Annotated in this window: 18 protein-coding genes; 8 read left to right on the top strand and 10 right to left on the bottom strand. The window is 36.6% G+C overall.

Features of this window, described 5'->3' with window-relative positions:
* Positions 1–384 precede the first annotated feature (384 nt).
* On the top strand, positions 385–690 hold the full coding sequence (locus IGK27_RS03020; protein WP_002355748.1) for a helix-turn-helix transcriptional regulator: 306 nt from the start codon (positions 385–387) through the stop codon (positions 688–690).
* 345 nt (positions 691–1,035) lie between these two features.
* On the opposite strand, the gene queA is transcribed toward IGK27_RS03020, so the two are convergent.
* On the bottom strand, positions 1,036–2,067 hold the full coding sequence (queA, locus tag IGK27_RS03015) for a tRNA preQ1(34) S-adenosylmethionine ribosyltransferase-isomerase QueA (protein ID WP_002355747.1): 1,032 nt from the start codon (positions 2,065–2,067) through the stop codon (positions 1,036–1,038).
* 165 nt (positions 2,068–2,232) lie between these two features.
* On the opposite strand from queA, the gene IGK27_RS03010 reads away from it, so the two are divergent.
* From IGK27_RS03010 to IGK27_RS02985, 6 genes are all read left to right on the top strand, one after another.
* On the top strand, positions 2,233–3,123 hold the full coding sequence (locus tag IGK27_RS03010) for a ring-cleaving dioxygenase (protein WP_002355746.1): 891 nt from the start codon (positions 2,233–2,235) through the stop codon (positions 3,121–3,123).
* Between the two features lie 626 nt (positions 3,124–3,749).
* A complete protein-coding gene (locus tag IGK27_RS03005) occupies positions 3,750–4,943 on the top strand; it encodes a betaine/proline/choline family ABC transporter ATP-binding protein (protein WP_002355745.1) in 1,194 nt (397 codons plus the stop codon).
* Between the two features lie 3 nt (positions 4,944–4,946).
* A complete protein-coding gene (locus IGK27_RS03000; RefSeq protein WP_002355744.1) occupies positions 4,947–5,582 on the top strand; it encodes an ABC transporter permease in 636 nt (211 codons plus the stop codon).
* Between the two features lie 2 nt (positions 5,583–5,584).
* Positions 5,585–6,505, top strand: coding sequence for an osmoprotectant ABC transporter substrate-binding protein (locus IGK27_RS02995; protein ID WP_002355743.1), 921 nt, complete (start codon positions 5,585–5,587; stop codon positions 6,503–6,505).
* A 3-nt stretch (positions 6,506–6,508) separates the two neighbouring features.
* Positions 6,509–7,171 carry an ABC transporter permease gene (locus tag IGK27_RS02990; RefSeq protein ID WP_002363261.1) on the top strand — a complete coding sequence of 221 codons (663 nt, stop codon included), beginning with the start codon at positions 6,509–6,511 and terminating at the stop codon, positions 7,169–7,171.
* Between the two features lie 71 nt (positions 7,172–7,242).
* Entirely contained in the window at positions 7,243–7,707 is a 465-nt protein-coding gene (locus tag IGK27_RS02985; protein WP_002378077.1) for a GNAT family N-acetyltransferase, read from the top strand.
* Positions 7,708–7,742: 35 nt separating this feature from the next.
* Here IGK27_RS02985 and IGK27_RS02980 read toward each other — a convergent pair whose 3' ends face one another.
* The 5 genes from IGK27_RS02980 to IGK27_RS02960 all read right to left on the bottom strand — a co-directional run bounded on the left by IGK27_RS02980 (position 7,743) and on the right by IGK27_RS02960 (position 15,102).
* The gene (locus tag IGK27_RS02980; RefSeq protein ID WP_002379167.1) at positions 7,743–9,566 is read right to left on the bottom strand and encodes an APC family permease; all 1,824 of its coding nucleotides are present in this window, start codon (positions 9,564–9,566) and stop codon (positions 7,743–7,745) included.
* A 297-nt stretch (positions 9,567–9,863) separates the two neighbouring features.
* Positions 9,864–11,033 (bottom strand): cation diffusion facilitator family transporter, encoded by a 1,170-nt coding sequence (locus IGK27_RS02975; protein WP_002391646.1) that lies wholly within the window; start codon positions 11,031–11,033, stop codon positions 9,864–9,866.
* Between the two features lie 220 nt (positions 11,034–11,253).
* Positions 11,254–13,920, bottom strand: coding sequence for a YhgE/Pip domain-containing protein (locus IGK27_RS02970; RefSeq protein ID WP_075320526.1), 2,667 nt, complete (start codon positions 13,918–13,920; stop codon positions 11,254–11,256).
* A gap of 120 nt (positions 13,921–14,040) precedes the next feature.
* A complete protein-coding gene (locus IGK27_RS02965) occupies positions 14,041–14,271 on the bottom strand; it encodes a hypothetical protein (RefSeq protein WP_002355737.1) in 231 nt (76 codons plus the stop codon).
* A 78-nt stretch (positions 14,272–14,349) separates the two neighbouring features.
* Positions 14,350–15,102, bottom strand: a complete 753-nt coding sequence (locus tag IGK27_RS02960) for a tyrosine-protein phosphatase (protein ID WP_002355736.1) — start codon at positions 15,100–15,102, stop codon at positions 14,350–14,352.
* Between the two features lie 173 nt (positions 15,103–15,275).
* Between IGK27_RS02960 and IGK27_RS02955 the strand changes: the two genes are divergently transcribed.
* Complete coding sequence (locus tag IGK27_RS02955; RefSeq protein WP_033626504.1) at positions 15,276–16,754, top strand: helix-turn-helix domain-containing protein; 1,479 nt, start codon at positions 15,276–15,278, stop codon at positions 16,752–16,754.
* A 54-nt stretch (positions 16,755–16,808) separates the two neighbouring features.
* Here IGK27_RS02955 and lepB read toward each other — a convergent pair whose 3' ends face one another.
* The 4 genes from lepB to IGK27_RS02935 are packed head-to-tail and all read right to left on the bottom strand — an operon-like array spanning position 16,809 to position 19,938.
* Entirely contained in the window at positions 16,809–17,558 is a 750-nt protein-coding gene (lepB, locus tag IGK27_RS02950; protein ID WP_002397969.1) for a signal peptidase I, read from the bottom strand.
* A gap of 57 nt (positions 17,559–17,615) precedes the next feature.
* Positions 17,616–17,942, bottom strand: coding sequence for a hypothetical protein (locus IGK27_RS02945; RefSeq protein ID WP_002364740.1), 327 nt, complete (start codon positions 17,940–17,942; stop codon positions 17,616–17,618).
* Positions 17,923–19,218: a hypothetical protein gene (locus IGK27_RS02940; RefSeq protein ID WP_002355731.1), complete on the bottom strand. Its 1,296-nt coding sequence runs from the start codon at positions 19,216–19,218 to the stop codon at positions 17,923–17,925. Before IGK27_RS02940 ends, IGK27_RS02945 begins: the two co-directional genes overlap by 20 nt.
* A 24-nt stretch (positions 19,219–19,242) precedes the next feature.
* Positions 19,243–19,938: a hypothetical protein gene (locus IGK27_RS02935; RefSeq protein ID WP_002364743.1), complete on the bottom strand. Its 696-nt coding sequence runs from the start codon at positions 19,936–19,938 to the stop codon at positions 19,243–19,245.
* Positions 19,939–19,973 lie beyond the last annotated feature (35 nt).

Below are 19,973 nucleotides of genomic sequence, written 5' to 3'. Positions count from 1 at the left end.
TTGAAGATTTTCTCAGTAGATAAAAATCGGTAAACTCAAAGTTGTTAGAATTGCAAGATTCACCTGTAAACAATACGTGTAGAGTAATTGTTAGTGATAACTCGTATCGGAAAATAGGGAAAGGTTATAGAAGGATGGAGTTTCTATAAAGCATTTACCCTATCTGTTATCACCTAACGCAAGTTATCCACCATCCAAGCGTCGAAACTGTATGAAAACAAGGTTTTAGTTTCACCACATCACGTTCACCTTTTGCTTTACATGTATCGCGAAATGTAAACACTTATTCAACCAATTGATGTCTTCCCGTTAACAAGGCCGAGCTTAAATTTAAGCTCGGTTTTTTCTTTTAGTCAATAAAATATATTTGTATCAAATAATCATATGTGTTATATTCAAGGTGCACATTCTATTTTATCTTCTTTTAAAGGAGGGAATGCTATGCGAAAAAAGAAAAAATCTTCGTTTGAAAGTTCAATTCATGTTTATCGTGCTATGGCTCGTATGACCCAGCAAGATTTGGCCAATCGAGTCGGTGTCTCTCGACAAACAATTATTCAACTGGAACGAAACAAGTACAATCCTTCATTACTTCTTGCGCATGACATCGCGAACGTCTTTGGCGTAACCATTGATGATGTGTTCACCTTCAAAGAAACACTGAATGACGATGTAGAACAAGAAGCCTAAACAGTATAAGCTGTACTTAACAAGACAATTTTTCTGATTGTACTTGGAGTTGCCGAGGTACAACTTAGTACCGGCAATACGAAGAAAGCACTTCTTCGTATTGTTGTTTCAATAATTAATCTTTTCTTACATAAAAAAAAGAACGGCGCAACCGTGGTTGCGCTGTTCTTTTTATTCTAAGATTGTCTACTAAGCATTTTCGTCCTAGTAGCGTTTTGGTTTCTAACTTTATTATTTACAGGGGAAGAAAAAATAAAGCACACCTTTACTGTGATTCCAAAAATCACGTGTTTATCATAATATATTTTTGTTTCAATCCCAAGTATTCTGCTCACAAAGTGTCGCTTATTTAATAAACATTGCATCGCCAAAACTAAAGAAACGATATTTTTCCTCAATTGCATGTTGGTAAGCAGCCAATGTTAAGTCTTTTCCTGCAAAGGCACTCACAAGCATCACTAACGTAGATTTTGGTAAATGGAAGTTCGTTGAAAAAGCCTCTACGACTTTAAATTGATACCCTGGTGTGATAAAAATATCGGTCCAGCCACTGTCAGCCTGGATTTCACCATTAAATTTTGTGCCAATTGTTTCCAACGTACGAATAGAAGTTGTTCCAACCGCAACAATCCGACCGCCTGCTTGGCGTACTTCATTTAGTTGCTTAGCCGCTTCTTCAGTTAAACGATAGAATTCGCTATGCATATGATGTTCTTCTATATTATCAACGCTCACGGGACGGAATGTTCCTAAACCGACATGTAAAGTTAAATAAACGAGATGAACACCTTTTGCTTTGATCTCTTCTAATAGTTCTTTTGTAAAATGCAAACCCGCTGTTGGTGCTGCAGCTGAACCATTTTCTTCAGCATAAACCGTTTGATAACGATCTGGGTCATCTAGACGTTCTTTGATATATGGCGGCAATGGCATTTCTCCTAACGATTCTAAAATTTCTAAGAAAATACCATCATATTTAAATTCAATGATTCGACCACCATGTTCCAACTCTTCTTTAACCACCGCTTTTAGGCGACCATCGCCAAATTGAATTTCCGTGCCGACTTTTGCACGTTTCGCGGGTTTAATCAAGGTTTCCCATGTATCGCCTTCTGTATTTGTTAAAAGTAAAACTTCCAAATGACCGCCTGTTTCAGGTTTTTCTCCATATAAACGGGCCGGCAGTACCCGTGTATTATTCATGACTAATGCATCCCCAGGCTGTAATTCATCAAGAATATCATGGAAATGTTTATCCTCCATGTCCCCTGTTTCTTTATTTACAACTAATAATCGTGAACTAGCGCGATCTTTTAGTGGGGTTTGAGCAATTAATTCTTCTGGTAAATCAAAATCAAAATCTTCTGTACTTAGCATTTCCGTCACTCTTTCTACTAGTTTTTATCTTGGTTATTCTAACACTTTTTCTTGTTTCTGGCTATGTCAGCCTTCTGAATCAAACTAAATAGTTGTCAAAAAATGTCAGAAGCACTATACTTACTTTAAGTAAGTGTACATAGTTATTTAGAGGAGGAACTCAAAATGCATGCTCAATTTCATCATGTTTCACTATTAGCGCGTCATGGTCAAGAAAACCAATCATTCTATACAAAATTGTTAGGCTTACGCTTTGTCAAAAATACCGTAAATCAAGACAACAATCGCATGCCTCATTATTTTTATGGCGATTATCAAGGCACACCGGGAAGCTTAGTAACTTTTTTTATCGTGCCCTTATTAGGCAACCGCTATGAAGAAAAAAATTATTTAGCCACGATTGGCTTAAAAATTCCCCAAAACAGCCTTTCCTTTTGGGAACAACGTTTAACAGAAAACAAAATTCCATTTAACAAAAAAGAAAAGAGCCTACATTTCAGTGATCCAGATGATACGCATATTATCCTGACAGAAGTTCCTGAAAATCCATTAAAAGAAACACTCGTTGTTTCTAACGACATTCCAGCAGCGGTTCAAATTATCGGTTTGGCCTCTACTGAATTTCATGTGCCAGATTCTGAAAAAACCTTGGCCTTTTTTGAAACATTTCTTGGTTGGCAAGCAGTTGGCAATACGATTATTTTAAGTGAGACGGAAAGCTTTTCTGTTCATCAAACAACGTCGGATAAAACAAGCCGAATGGGGCGTGGCAGTATGGATCATATTGCTTTTTCTGTGGCTGATGATGAAGCATTACAAGAACTACACACTCGCGCTTTAGCACAAGGCTGGGAAATTGAAATGTATGTAAGTCGTGGATATTTTAAAAGTTTATACATTCGTGAACCAGGCGGGAATCGGGTTGAATTTGCTACTTTGACTCCTGGTTTTACATTGGATGAGCCTCTGGAACATTTAGGGGAAACATTGGCTTTACCGCCTTTTTTAGAACCAAAACGGACTGCAATTGAAGCCAACCTCTACAAAGACATGTAACCAACGCTTTAGAAAACAACGGAAGACGGACGTAATAATCGGTGACAAAATTACGTCCGTCTCTCTTCCCCTATGTTTGAATGTTTGAACAAGAGAATAAAAAATGACCTTCAGATTTTTCTGAACGTCATTGCACATTCCATAAAAAGCATCCTTCGTTCTTCCACTTCTTACTTCTTAAAAAAACTGGTAATTTTTTCAAAAATTCAGTAAAATAAAAGTGATCAATGGTTTCCATTGATTGAACGGGCAACTTGATGGTCCACTTGCACAGGTGACTATTCAAGGCTTCGTGATTTAGTTGCCGCTAAATCATGAAGCGCCTTTTTTTATTTTATTCCCTTGTTCTCTTTCCATTCTAATGAAAAACTCAGCTCCCGTCAACTTGCTACAAAGGACACTTTTCTTTGTTATAGCGGCTTTTCTTCCTTCTCAGAATACTCTTTTTAACATCTTGTTTCGTTCAGATAACTTTTACTAAACAATAGTTATCTTTTCTTTTTTTTAGAACGAATTAAAAAAATTTTACCGCCTTCTTTTTCCCATTAAAAATAGATTACATTTGTCGAAATCGCATTTTTATAGCATACTAGTAATAAGATACATTTTCAAAATATTTAGTTGAGGTGAGTAAGTTGATAGAATTTCAGCATGTATCAAAATTTTATAAAGGCGGAAAAGTCGCCGTTGATGACATTAATTTGTCTTTCGATAAAGGTGAATTTATCTGCTTCATCGGAACAAGTGGTAGTGGAAAAACAACATCAATGCGGATGCTTAACCGCATGACCGACCCTTCAAAAGGAAAAATTTTAATTGATGGCCAAGATATTCAAAAAATCAATCCTGTAGAGCTACGTCGCCAAATTGGCTATGTCATTCAAAATATCGGCTTGATGCCTCACATGACCATTCGTGAAAATATCGTTTTAGTGCCTAAATTATTAAAAGTACCTGTGGAAGAACGCAATAAGATAGCCGAAAAAATGATTGATTTGGTTGAGTTACCACGAGAAATGTTGGACCGCTATCCCAATGAACTTTCTGGGGGACAACAACAAAGAATCGGCGTTGTGCGGGCTTTAGCTGCCAATCAAGATATTATTCTAATGGATGAACCTTTTGGTGCTTTAGATCCTATCACCCGTGATTCATTACAAGATTTAGTGAAAGATTTGCAAGAACGTTTAGGAAAAACTATTGTCTTTGTTACCCATGATATGGATGAAGCGTTGAAATTAGCAAATAAAATTGCCATTATGAGCGAAGGCAAAGTAATTCAATTTGACACACCAGATAATATTTTACGTCATCCAGCCAATGAATTTGTAGAAGAACTCATCGGAGAAGATCGCTTATTACAAGCCAAACCTGATTTCACCACTGTTGATGAAGTCATGTTAAATTCAGCTATTACTATCACGCCGGAAAAATCTTTACAAGAAGCGATTAAATTGATGCGTGAAAAACGGGTTGATACCTTATTAGTTGTTGATAATTCCCATGTGCTTAAAGGCTTTATCGATGTTGAAACATTAGATCAGCAACGTGGCAAAGCTTCTAGTGTTGGTGATATCTTGAATAAAGATGTCTTCTTTGTTCAAAAAACCGCTCTTTTACGTGATGCTTTACAAAGAATCTTAAAACGCGGCTTAAAATATGTGCCAGTCGTTGATGAACAAAAACGAGTGGTGGGCATCTTAACACGTGCTTCCCTTGTTGACATTGTTTATGATGTTATCTGGGGCGATGAAACAACGATTAGTGAAGCTGTAGAAGCAAAACAAAGCGAGTCCGAAACTGATAAAGAGGAGGCGTAAGCAATGAGTAGCTTCTTTCAAGAATATGGATCAGAAATGATTTCAAAAAGTATTGAACATATTTATATTTCATTCTTTGCACTTTTATTAGGGGTCGCTATCGCTGTGCCCGTTGGCGTTTGGTTAACACGTTTGCCCAAAGTAGCCAATATTGTCATTGGTTTAACAAGTGCCTTACAAACGGTTCCTTCGTTGGCTTTATTAGCTTTGATGATTCCAATTTTTGGTGTCGGCAAAACACCCGCTATTATCGCGCTATTCATCTATTCCCTTCTACCTATTTTAAGAAACACGTATATCGGAATGAAAAATGTCGATGAAAATTACCGAGATGTTGCTAAAGGCATGGGCATGACCAATTTACAGTCTATTTTTAGTGTTGAATTACCTATTGCCATGCCAACAATTATGGCCGGCATTCGTTTAGCTGCTGTCTATGTCATTGCTTGGGCTACACTGGCTTCTTATATTGGTGCAGGTGGTCTTGGTGATATGATTTTCAGTGGATTAAATAACTATCAGCCAGAATTAATCTTTGGCGGGACTATTCCGGTAACTATTTTAGCGCTTTTAGCAGATGTTCTTCTTGGATTATTAGAAAATCGTTTAACGCCAAAAGCTTTAAGGGAGGGCGAATAATGATGAAAAAGAAACTCAAGTTAAGCTTACTCTTCTTAAGCAGTTTACTTTTATTGGCAGGTTGTTCTTTACCTGGTCTCGCTTCAACTTCTGATGATAACACTGTCGCCATTACAGGTGGGATTACTTCAGAAGCGCAGATTTTAGGGAGCATTGTAGCGGATATGGTTGAGCATTACACAGATAAAAAAACAAATGTGATTAACAACTTAGCCACTACTACCATCAATCACCAAGCAATGTTAAACGGAGATGCCTCAATTTCTGCAGCTCGTTATACTGGTACTGACGTGACTACTACGCTGGGCTTACCAGCGGAAAAAGACCCTAAAAAAGCGTTTAACCTAGTTCAATCAGAATTTGAAAAACGTTATCAACAAACTTGGTTCCCTTCATATGGATTTGAAAATACTTATGTATTCTTAGTTACAAAAGAAACGGCTGAGAAATACAATTTAAAAACAGTCAGTGATTTAGGGAAAGTCGCAGACAAATTAGTTGCTGGTGTCGATACTGCGTGGATCACACGTGAAGGCGACGGTTATGAAGGCTTTAAAAAGGAATACAACTTCCAATTTAAATCTATTTTACCAATGCAAATTGGCTTGGTGTACGATGCAGTCAACGCTGGAAAAATGGACGTCATCTTAGGTTACTCAACAGATGGCCGGATTGGTAGTTACGATTTAGTCATGTTAAAAGATGACAAGCGCTTCTTCCCGCCTTATGATGCCGCTCCTGTGGTTAGTGACAAATTATTAAAAGAAACGCCGGAAATTAAAGATGTCTTAAATCGCTTAGATGGTAAAATTTCTACCAAAAAAATGCAAGAATTGAACTATCAAGCAGATAATGATTTAATTGAACCTGCTGTCGTAGCCGAACGTTTCTTAAAAGAAAATAACTATTTTGAGGGGGAGTAACAGATGAATAATATGAATTTATTCCAACAATTTATCTACTATTTCCAACAAAATGGCGGCTACGTCTTTCAACAATTTTTACGTCACTTTTTAATTTCGATTTATGGCGTAATCTTTGCTGCAATTGTCGGGATTCCTATTGGGATTATGATTTCACGTAAACGTAGCTTAGCCAACTGGATTATCCGTTTAGCGAACATTATCCAAACAGTACCAGCTTTGGCAATGCTTTCGATTTTAATGTTGGGAATGGGCTTAGGCGTCAACACGGTGGTTGTAACGGTCTTCCTTTATTCTCTCCTACCAATCATCAAGAATACGTACACTGGCATGATTCAAGTGGATCGCAATATTTTAGATGTTGGTAAAGGAATGGGTATGACAAAAGTACAACTTCTTTATATGGTCGAGTTACCTTTATCTGTTTCAGTAATCATGGCAGGTATTCGAAATGCGTTAGTCGTCGCAATCGGGATTACTGCGATTGGCGCTTTCGTTGGTGCTGGTGGTTTAGGGGATATTATTATTCGTGGAACCAATGCCACAGATGGTGCTTCTATCATTTTAGTCGGTGCCTTACCAACAGCCTTTATGGCGATTATCACAGATTGGGTTCTAGGGATTATTGAACGTCGTTTAGACCCAGCTAGCAAACATTCCAATTAATAAAAAATACAGAGCAGATCCAACATTGTTTCTTTTCAATGGGATCTGTTCTTTTATCTAGGAGATTAATAATGTCTAACTATACTATTATCGATTTAAACCAACAACCACACTTAATTCCGGCAGCTGCTCAATGGTTTAGCCAAAAGTGGCAAATCCCCGCTGAAGCGTATCAAGCAAGTATGCAGGAAATGCTAACTAGCGAAAACCACGTACCACATTGGTGGGTCTGCTTGAATAAACAGCAGGACATCGTTGCAGGCGTGGGCGTAATTGATAATGACTTCCACAATCGTGCAGACCTTACGCCAAACCTTTGTGCATTGTATGTCGAACCAACATTTCGTCACCAAGGCTTAGCAGGAATTCTTTTAACAACAGTTGGTGATTTTCTTGCTAATTCTGGATTTAAAAAGCTTTATCTGCTTACAGACCATACTACTTTTTATGAAAGATATGACTGGGAATTTTTGACAATGGTAACCACTGAAGAGCAGTCTTGCGCTAGAATTTATCAAAAACAATTACGTCAATAAAAAAATCTGCCATCAAAAGATGGCAGACTTTTTTTTTATTTTTTCAAGTGATAACTATAGGTAGCCACAATAATATTTTCCCGCCACGCTAAACGAATCCGCAAGCGTAAACTTGTTTGGTTATGCAAAATATTTTGCCAACGTTTATTTGGTACAAATTGTGGTACTAAAACTGTTGTACTGTAGTTATGCTTCGTGGCATTTTTACTAACCAAATCAACATAACGTAAGATAGGATTTTGCAGTGAACGATACGAAGAATGGACAATTGATAGACGAACGTCCGGGAAGTGTTTTTTAAACTCTTCCTGAATTTCTTTTTCCTTCTCAACATTTTCATCCATTGAGACATGCATAGCAACAACATAATCACCAATGGAACGCGCATAGTTCAAGGCGCCGACATTTGCCTTGGTTACGTTCCCTACTAAAACAATAACTGTATTCCCGTCAAACTCATGCAACTGTGCCCCATCTTCTAAACGTAGCTGTTCCGCCACATTTTTATAGTGAGTATTGACCCGATAAAATGCATAAATCAACACCGGCATAATAATAAAGAACGGCCAGATGTCCCCTAATCGATAAATAAACAAAATGGCGATAATCGCGAAAGAGATAAAGGCGCCGACAATATTAGCAATTGATTTTGGCAACCAATTTTTAGTTTCTTTTCGCCATTTTACAACCATGCCCGATTGAGACAAAGCAAACGGAATAAACACACCAATTGAATACAATGGGATTAAACGTTCTGTGGAACCTTGGAAAATCAATAATAAAACAATGGAACCAGCAGCTAAAGTTAAAATACCATTTGAATAGCCTAAACGGTCGCCACGATCCATATACATATGCGGCATAAACTTATCTTTGGCTAAGTTATAAGCCAAAACTGGAAAGGCTGAGAATCCTGTGTTAGCAGCAACCGCTAAAATTAAGGCTGTCGCAAACTGTAATAAATAATATAAAATATTTTGACCAAAGACCGCTTTCCCAATTTGTGAAAGAACTGTCACTTCTTCTTTGGGCACAATCCCATACCAATAGTTAATAAATGTAATCCCCACGAAGAAGAACCCTAAAATCGTTGCCATTAACGCTAACGTCCCAGCAGCATTTTTTGCTCGTGGTTTCTTAAAGAATGGCACTGCATTACTGATTGCTTCAACCCCTGTTAAGGAAGAAGAACCAGATGAAAACGCCCGTAAAACTAAGGCAATAGAAATTCCTGGAACCACGGCTCCTGGTAAAGCTGTCGCATTCAATGGCTGTGCGCCAGTCACAATTTTAAATAGCCCAACAACAATCAGTAAGGTAATAATTGCGATAAAACTATACACTGGCAACATTAAGAACGAAGCTGATTCTCTCAGGCCCCTCAAGTTCATTAAGGTAATCAATATCACAATCCCAATAGAAATTGCTACTTGATGACCATATAACGCTGGAATCGCTGATATAATCGCCTCTGCACCCGCTGAAACTGAAACGGCTACTGTTAGCATATAATCGACTAACAACGAACCACCAGCCAATAAACCGGCATTTCTGCCGAGGTTTTCACTACTAACAACGTATGCGCCGCCGCCATGCGGATACGCATGAATAATTTGTCGGTACGACAATGTTAAAGAAATAAGTAAAATAATAACAAATGCAGCAATTGGCAATGAATACCAAATCGCAGCCGCCGACAAAGTAACCAGAACCACCACTATTTGTTCTGTACCATACGCAATGGATGAAAGTGCATCAGAAGATAACAACGCAAGCGCTGCAAATCTGCTTAATTTATGTTCATCATTTTCGGCTGATTTCAATGGTTTCCCAATGAACAGTCGTTTTAAATCCGCCATTTTTTTCTACTCCTTTTCTCTAGAGTGACCCGCTCACTTTTTTCATTATTTTTTATCAAACAAATCCATATGCTACGCTTCTCACAATGAAAAGTCAATTGATTTTTGTTACTGAAAAAGATAAAAAAATCACCATCTTTTTTTAATCAGACACTCATTTAAAGTCCCCCGCTTCCTTTATCTTATCAAGAGAATCCAGATAACAAAAGGATTTGCATTCTCTAAACAAAAAAGCGAGAGCTAAAAGTCTATTTGACCTTTTGGCTCTCGCTTAAAAACTTAGTTAATTATTCCCTTTTATTGTAACAAGTACGTATGATCGAAGGTAATTTCCACTTTATAACGACCAATTTTTTCATAAACTTGCCGTTGAATTTCCACACCCAGTTCAAATTCAGATAATTTTGATTCTGTAGGTAAAACCAAGTCGAACAAAATCTTCGGTTCTTCACCATGGGTAACTAAGCGGATATCATGGACTTTTAAAGACGCATCAAAAGAACGAATAATCTTTTTGATTGTTTGATGAACAAATTGTTGTGTTGGGTCATACAAATTCACTGGATCAATATGACAAACAAGGTTAACATCTAATTCTTCTTTAAACTTCGCTTCAATCGCATCGATTGTCTGATGGGCTTTATTTAAATCCCAGCGATCATCAATTTCAATGTGAACAGACGCAAACGTTTGGCTGGGACCATAATTATGAATCAGTAAATCGTGATACCCTACAATTGTTTCCATTTTTGATAAGACATTTTTCATTTCATCAATTTCTGTTTGGCTCGGACGCATGCCCATCAACTCATTAATAAATTCGCGAATTAACTGCAAGCCACTATAAATAATATATGCAGCAATTAAAAAACCAATATATCCATCAATTCGCAAACCAGTGACGCCTTCAATAAATGCAGAAACCAAAACAGCTAATGTAGTATAAACATCATTGAAGCTGTCCTTAGCAGAAGCAACTAATGCTTGAGAATCAATTTTTGCTGATACTTTTTTGTAAAACAGCCCTTGCCAAATTTTAATCCCAATTGACAAAGCTAAAACAGCAAATAAAATGGGTGTCACCTTGATTGATTCTGGATGCAGGATACGATCAACGGAGGTCGTTAGAAACTCAAACCCAATAAACGTAATCACTAATGATACAAGCATTCCACTAATATATTCAAAACGTTCATGGCCATAGGGATGTTCTTTATCCGCTGGCTTACCAGCAATATAAAAACCGACTAATGTTAAAACTGAAGAAATAGTATCGGACAAGCTATTAATGGCATCTGCCATGATTGAAACACTACCTGAAAGCAAGCCAATCATAAATTTACTAACGAATAAAAATAAATTAGAAACAAGCCCAATCCGCCCGGCAAAAGCACCGAATGCTGTTCGTTTTTCCAATTTACGACGTTCAATTTTTTTCTCATATCGTTGAAGCAATGCTTGAATCATTTTACAACCCCTACCCACTTTTTATTTCTTAAAAAAATACTATAAAACCTTTTTATACATTTGTACACAAAAAACCTCACTTTCTGAGGGAGATTTTATTATTTAGCATTGCCAAAAAGTCAAAAGCAAGAGCCCCCAAAACTTCTTTGTTAGGGTTACCTTGAAAATAAAGAAAAACAAAAAGCCGAAAACGCTAGAGACGTTTTCAGCTTTTTGTTTTTTAATGGAATAAATGGCTCTTTTGTGCTAAAGCCGCAAATTTTTTCGATCTGTGTTCCAGATGTGGATAAAGAATTGCGCCGCCAATACTAAAGACGACTGAAATCCCCACCATAATCCAAATTGCAAACCAAGCATTTGGCCAGTAAATGCCTCCTGCTGATTCCCTTAGCAAGTTCACCGCATGCGTAAACGGCAAGAACGGATTAATCATTTGGAAGAATTTACCTGAGACTTGAATTGGGTAGTTCCCACCCCCACCAGAGATGGATAGTACCAAGATTATTATCGCAATTCCTTTCCCTACATTGCCAAAGAGAGCAACAAGCACATAAACCATTATCATAAACGTAATGGCAATCAATACCGCAAACCAGACGCTATACGCTGGATTACGAACATCTACGCCTAACGCAAAGTAATTACCTAAGGTTACAATCAGTGCTTGACCAATCCCCATGACAATGAAAGTAAACATCCGTGCTGAAAATTGTTCCCGTTTAGAGAAGCGTTTTTTATCTTTTCCTTCAAGATAAACATCCGTTGTCGCAACACTTGAGAATAATACAGCGCCAACCCATAAACACAAAGCTGTATAGAATGGCGTACTTGCCGAACCATTATTAGCAATCGGATAAACAGCATGTTCTTTGACTTCAACTGGTTGTGTAAAGAAGTCACTTTCTTTATTGGCATCTAATTTTAGTAATTTAAGAATTTCACCTAAATCAACTTCTTTTTCACCTTTACGGATTGCATTCGCTGCTTTGTGTAATCCTGTTTTGATATTTGGCCAATCATTAATAATCAGTTCGTTGGCTTTGTCTAAGGCCGCTTCAACATCTGGCATTTTCTCATTGACTGTTTTCAAGGTATTCGTTAAATCTTCTCGGATACCTGGATAGTCATTTTGCATAAAGGCTGCCGCTTTGCTGACTTTGTCTTGAATGACTGGTAAATCGTTTTTATACAAATCAGCACCACGATTAATGCCATTGACAATGGTTTCCATATTGCCATTCAACATCGTATTCGCATCATGAATTTCTTGTTTAATTGCCGGCATTTCGGCTTGATATTTTTCTAATAAAGAAATCGCATTAGTGACCGTTTGACTTGTTGAGCTCAATAATCCTTCAAAGTCAATTTGTTGCGCTTTGTTTAGTTGACCTTGAGCGTTTTGGATGGTACTAGTTAGTTTGTTTAAGATGGTTGAAACGGTATTACTAATTTCATCTGGATAAATCTTTGCTGCAGTATCCTGTACTTGTTTCGCTTGATCTTGAATTATTGTTAAGTCATCATTTGTTACTGAGTTGACGTCAATACCATCAACTACCGTTTTCAAGTCTGAAATAAATTGATTTACCTCATTCAATTTATCAATTGAATCTTGCAATGCAGTACTTCCAGTTGCTTCTTGTAGTTGCGTAAACAATTGAATTAATTGCAGAATATTCTCATGCTGTCTCGCTAAATTTTCAGATATTTGTTGTTTAATTTGCTCTCTTTCTTCCACTGGCAAACGTTTATCCTTCAGTTGCTCTAATCCGATATTTATACCAGAACTAATTGTTTCAATTGCCTTGACAATCGTCCCTACACTCCGCGTAATGTCAGGTAAAGCCTTTTCCAATTTATTGGCGCCATCTAATGTGACATTCCCTAAATCATTGGCTTGATCACCTAGTTTACGAATATCTGGTAACGCCGTTTGGACTTGTTGAATGATTTCTAATCCTTGTTTTGCTTCTTGGATTCCTTCGCTCATTGTTTGTTCCACAGAGGCAAAGTCTTCATCAATCATAGCAATTTGTCGGCCAGCGTTTTGAATTTCTGGAATTTTTTCTTGTAACGTCAAAATAACACTAGCTTGTTCTTTGATGCTTGGCATTTTACCATTTAGCTCAACAATCTTCTCTCCTAAAGCATCAACTTCAGGTAAATATTTCATCGCATCGTTGGCTTTCGCTAATTTTTCTTTTAGCTCTGGCATCTTACCATGTAAGTCTGTGACTTGTTTTGCATACGTATCAATGGTTCCAATGTTGGCATCTGTATCTAAAATCATGCTCTTAACTTTTTGAATGCTGACCATGTTTTTATCAATATCATAGCCAATATCATTGAATGTTTTGATTAACGTACTACTTGCCGTTTTGATGAATTCTTCCGAAATTTGTGACTGAATGGAAGAAGCGCCTTTTGACGTAATTTTCGGCGCAATTGCATTAATTTTTTCGTTAATTGAGTATTCAATTTTAGGTTTATTGATATCACCAGAAGTAAAACTTAGCAAATCTTTGGAAAAATCTTTAGGTAAATAAATCCCGGCAAAATATTTTCCTGATTGGACCCCTTTGTCTAATTCCTTTTTCGAATCAACAAAACGCCAACCTAATTGCTTGTTTTTCTTCAAGTTTTTCAAGACTTCATCACCAATATTGACCGATTTATCTTGAAAAGTTGCTGTTTGGTCATCACTATAGACCGCTATTGGTAACTCTCCTGTATTTGAATACGGATCCCATAGTGCTTTAATGTTAAACCATGCATATAATGATGGAATAATCATTAAGGCAACAATCAAAAATGTTGCTACTGGGTTTTTAAAAATTCTTTTCCAATCTAAAATAAATAGTTCCCATGTATTTTTTATATGTTTCATAAAATCACCTGCTTTTTTTTGTGCCTGAATAACTTTAGCATAAAATACAAGAGAATAACAAACAAAAGCTTGAATGTTACGACACATTTTTAAAATGTCGTAAGTTCAAGCTAAGATTGTTTATTTCATATTTTTAGAAAATTCCGAAACGACTTGTTTAACTTCATCAATGGCTTCTGGTTTTAAATAAGCCAAAAGTTTTGGTGCTTTTGTCATCAAGTACATTTTATCTAATTTGCCTGTTTGTTGGCGTTCAAACATTTCTGCAAGTAGCGCTTGCATTTTTTCTTTTTTATCTTCTTTTGTTCGATCTAGTATGAACGTTAAGAATTGTTCTTGTCCTTCTTTCATTCCCTATCCCTCCTTACAAACAGATTCTTTTCTATTATAAAACTTCTTTTTTAGAAAGGATAGTCCTTTTTTTAGGATCTATGATTTTGTGTACAGACTTAGCATGTCTTTTTTGGCGGATAAAGGTAAGCCGAGTCCCTCTTTTAAATAGCCCTCTACCGAACCAAATTCTTTTTCAATCGCCTGTAAAGCGGTCGCTAAGTACTCTTTTTTCACATAAAGTAGCGTTTCTAATTGTTGAATTTCTGCTGGAGGCGTTCCATTTGCTTGATATTGCGCAATAATTTGCTCGTTAGCGGTTTTTCTTTGCTCATTCGTCTTTAAATAATCTTCTAAAATATAAGAATGTTCCACACCTAAAGCACTTAATATCAAGGCTGCGCCGATTCCTGTTCGATCTTTTCCTGCGAAACAATGAAATAAAATAGCTTCCTGTGGATAACTTAAAAAGTTTTCAAAAAATGTTTGGTAACCTTTGCGCCCCGAATTGGAAAGAACCATTTCTTTATAAGCCATGTCCATTGCTTCATCGGGTGAACCAACCGTTTTAAGCATTCCTTCTAATGAAGCAGTCTGCGCCTGAATATCGGCCAAAATATCTATATGTAGATAGTTGGTTCCTTGAATTGAATCATCTGGTCGTTCTTGCGTTTCCGCTGCACTTCTAAAATCATAGATTCGTTTAATTTGATAGTCCTCTACCAGTTTCTGTTGATCCGCTTGTGCAACATTGACGAGTTCACCACTCCGAAAAAAATGCCCTGTCTTGACAACTGTGCCTTGTTGCGTTGGAAATCCTCCAATATCTCTAAAGTTCACCACGCTGTTCATGTTCTATCGCTCCTTCATTTTAATTATTTTGTTATCATTTAAATACTTTGTTTTTTCTTTTTATTTCTTTTTCTCAACGATAATAAAAAACACCTCAAAAAACAATCTTTTTATCAGTTGTTTATTGCCATTTTATCATAGATACAGTATTCTTAAAAGAGAGGTGAGTAACGATGTTAAAAAGAGATTTTTTAGAGAAACCTTATGATTATATGAATGATATTTTATTATTCCTATATAATAATAAAGGCCAAGCAACACGAAATGAATTAATAGATTTTTTCAATATTAGTTTACCAACATTGAATGAATACCTTTCTTTTTTAGAGCAATTTTTGAAAGAAGAGCAACTTCAAGAAAGCCTCACCGTGACTGCATTAGGTGATACCCTTTATCTAAACAAAGCACCAACCTTTTCCATGAAATCAATGATCATGTTGTTCTTGGATAAATCTATTAAGTTTCACATGGTCCAGCAACTCTTCCATAAAAATGAAATAAATGGCGGGTATTTCCAACAGAATTATGCCATTAGCTCTGCTACCTATTATCGAAAAATTGTTGAATTAAATGACTTACTCAATGAGTTTAATTTACGTATCAAACGAGGAAAACTTGTCGGCGAAGAAAAACAAATTCGCTTTTTCTTTTTTAATTTTTTCTGGTTTATCTTTGAAGAAAAAACAGATTTAGAAAAAGAACTGGCCAATCAATACCTAGGATTAATCGAGATATTACAAGAAATCCCCAGAATTACCTTTGACCATACAGAAATTCTCCAAATTAAACTTTGGATGAAAATTTCTTTTCGTCGCATGGTTTTAGAACCCCTGCCAACGATTAGTCCACAGGATGTCCAACTCGATCGACCTTTATTTGAAGAAATTAATTTATCTATACATACATATATGAAAAGAATCGACCGTCCATATACAATCAACGAAGCCTATATGTTTTATGACTTTTTTTGTTCCATGCATAATTATTCTGCGAATGCTGCTTTCGCCTTTCGTTTAGCAAAACAACAACGAATTGAAAAAACGTATCTTAACGAAATGAACCGGGTCATTTTAACGTACCTTAAAGCACGTGGTTATTTATCCCATTACGTGCTGCCTATTCGGCTACTTTATATTGAAAATTTACTTTTCCAATTACATGCGCAACTCTATTATTTTTCAGGATTTATTTTACCCTTTGATTATTGGACAATTCAGTCACTTTTGAAAATCTTACGTCATCCCTTTAGCGAAAGTGAAGTTTACGAATTAGTGGAGATCGCTACAACGAACTTTGCCACAAAAGTCACTGCTTCTAAGTACCAAAATCAATTTACTGAAATTAATTATACACTTATTTTGAATCACATTGCTGAATTAAATGAAAAAAAAATAACAATTGGTGTTTATCACTCACTGAGCAGTGCTTATAGCGAGTTGGTAGCACAAAAAATACAACAGAGTATCGCTGGAAAATATCCGCTGAAAATTGAGCCTTACAACGCAGAAAACCATTATGATTTGCTTTTAATGAATACCAATAATGAACAGCTCGTTGCCCAGTATGACCATTACTATATTTTTTCGGATATTAGTAATCGTTACGACCTACAATCAATTGAAAAAATCATTCAATTGTTATTGGGCAAATAATCTCTAAAAAGAAAAGCTTAAGTGCCCTACTCTTAGATGGCTGACTTAAGCTTTTTATTTTACTTTCCCTATTTCCTTAAACGGCGCCATTTTAAACACCACGATTCCTTCAATCGCTTGTATCTCGACAAAGCCGAACGTACGACTATCACTTGAATGCGTACGATTGTCCCCTAAGACAAAGTAATGACCAGCTGGAATCTTCTGAAACAGGCGAAGTTGGGCTGCCGCTTTTTCTGATAAGTCAAAACGACTGGCATTCTCAGGCAGTGCCTCATTATCGCTTGCTATAGGTTCTTCTGAAAGATAAAGTTTTCCCTCGTTTACCCAAATTCGATCACCAGGAACCCCGATGATTCGCTTGACGTACGTACCTTTGCTAGCTAGCGGTGCTTTAAATGCAATCACATCGTACCTTGCTACTTGCTTCGTCCGTTGTACTAAGACTCGTTCCCCTGCGTTAAGTGTCGGCTTCATGGATTGCCCAGCAATTGGGTAGCTAGATGTCTTTAACACAAAAAAGAACACAAAAATGGCGAAAAGAATAGCTGGCATAAAAAATTTAACGACTTGGACGCGTTGTTTCTTTTGGTAGGCTTGCCGCTTTTTTTTAATCTCTTCAGCGGTCATTTTTCTTTTCGGTCCTCTTATTGATTGATGGTTATCTGTTTGCTCAAGCAAATATTCCATTGCTGTGTTAGCCTTTTGCTTTTTTAGCTGATATGTCGCAGGCAACTTTTGCTTCAAGAAGGCGCGCTTAATGTGGCGAATTGTTCGCATAACGGGCTTTATCCATTCTTCCATCGTTTTCTTAAAAGGAAAAGCTTCTTAAATAAACTTTTCCTTTCTTGCTCCTTTTTTCTATTTAACTAATTGCGTTCCTTTTTTTATATAACTACTACGTAACTGGTTTTCCTTCATAAACTGATTCAATGGTTTCTGCGCATCTTGTGCCAGCTCCCAAATACTTTGATTTGCTTCTACAAGATATTCGCTCTTCTCTGTTACTATGTTTTTCCTGATAAGCGGTTGCCTTAGCGACTGCTCTTCCTTTGAGACAGCAGCAGCCTGTAATCTTTCTGCGGAGCTACTTAATGTAACAGCTAAAAAAAGGACCCCAAGACAATGTAGTTTCCTTGCTCCCGTTAACTTTTTACTGACCATTTTATTAATAGTTATCTTGTTCAAGACGTGTCAGTTTAGTTAAACGTTCCTCTAATTCGCGATAAATCTCAAGTACTTCTACTTTTGATGCTTCGACTTCATTCGAAATACTTTTCGCTCGGTTACCAATATTTAACATTTCTAATTCTGCAGAATTGATTAGATGTTTTGCTTCTACTTTCGCTTCATTAACAATCCGATTGGCTTCTTTTTTGGCAGAAACCATCACTTCGCCAATTTCTTGTTGCGATTTTAAAGCCTCTTCTTGTAATTGCTGATTTTTCATTAATAAATCGTTAATTTGCTGTTTTGCGCGTAGCAGTTCTGTTAACTGCTCACTACTCGGTTCAATATTTTTTGAAACGGCTTGTAGTGTCTTCAATTCTTTTTGAACTTGTTCTAAATTGTCTTCTTTGGCCTCTACTTCTTTTCTTAGAGCAGCTAATTCTCCTTCGTAAACTTGCTTTTCAGCAAGATGTTTGTCATTGACACCTTGTAGTCGACCTAGTTTTACTTCTGCTTCATTTTTTTGCTGTAAACTATTTTGAAGCTCATTCTTTAACTCCTCCATGCGCTGTTTCACAATCACTTCTTGTTGGACAGCCTCTTGTAAGGCTTGTTTTTCGGCTTCTACTTTTTGTAATTGTACAGTTAGTTTTTCAATTTGTTCCTGCAATGCTTGTTGAGTCGTTGTGCTTTCTTCTAATTCTGTCGTTAACGTTTCTACTTGCTTTTCCATTCCTGTAATATCTCCTTTTTTCTCCAACTTTCCTTTTTCTTCTGCTAACTGGTTGTGTAATGTCTGGATATGTTGTTGCTGTTCAGCCGATTCTTTTTCTAATTCTGCCACTTGCTGCGTTAATTCACTTTCTAAACGTTCCATTTGATTATGTACAGTGGTTAATTGTTTTTCTGCATTTTGCAGATTTGTTTGAAGAGTGGTAGCCTCTGTCGTGGTTTCACTGTTCGTTTCCAGTTGCTCTTCCAATTCAAAAATTTCATGTTCCTTTTGATTTAGTATTTCAAGTAATGACTGATTTTTTTCTTCTAATGCTTGTTTTTCCGTTTCTTGTTGGTTCTTTAATTGCTCATTTTCTTCTTGAAGTTTTTTAAAGGCTGTTTCTTTTTTCTGATAGTAGGCGAGCCTTTCTCTTAACGTCGCCATTTCTTTTTCCTGTTGTTCTGGTTTGATTCCGCTAATTATTTTTTCTGGTTCGAATCCTGGCTGAAAAAAGACTTCTTTTTCAAGCGTATCATCCGAAATATCTTTAATTTTTTTGATTAAACGTCTTTTTGTCATCTATATGTCCTTTCTCTCGTCCTTTTAACTAATCACGACAGGCTCCAAATTTGTTTCCAACGTCTCACGAGCATACGTATCAATGGATTTGACAAGGGTTTGCTCTTGATCTCGATAAGTAAAATTAAAATCAATCATGGTAATTTCTTTAACTGAATTCAACGCTGCAATAAGTGCTACAATATTGTCTTGGCCTGTTTGAAATTCATGGTAACTTAAGCCAACTGAAAAAACAGACAGTGTCAAGGTTTGTGTTTTTTCACTTCTAATTATTGTGATACTCGTCTCTCCGAAGTAAGGACGCCATTCACGCGCTAATTGTAATTCATAATTAGTCAAGACAGCGGCCGATTCTGCCGAAACAGCTTGCTTCCAGGGAAACTGATTTAAGGCTGTTTTTTTAATCGCTTGTTTTTTTATTTTGTCACCTTGAGTAGCTTGGCCTTGTGCCAAACGCTCGATCCGTTGTTCCATGCGGATATTTCGTTGATTTAATTGATAATATGTATAAACAATTCCTAACAATAATACGCTAAGTAGACAAACACTAAACAATAAATAAATCATTAAACGACTATTTTTCTGATACTTATAGAAATTTATTTTCCTCTTTAATGTCCGGTCCTCTGAATCCAGTTTTTCGACAAGTAATCGCAAATACAATTGATAGCTTACAAATAAAAATAAGCAACTACTCATTAAAAGTACAACAATCATCATACAAATATAATCTCCTTTATGTCATCGCTCGACAA

This window comes from Enterococcus sp. DIV0236, assembly GCF_050558525.1.
GTDB lineage: Bacteria > Bacillota > Bacilli > Lactobacillales > Enterococcaceae > Enterococcus > Enterococcus faecalis.
The sequence above is the reverse complement of the archived record's forward strand: the minus strand, read 5'-3'. Positions and strand labels throughout refer to the sequence as shown.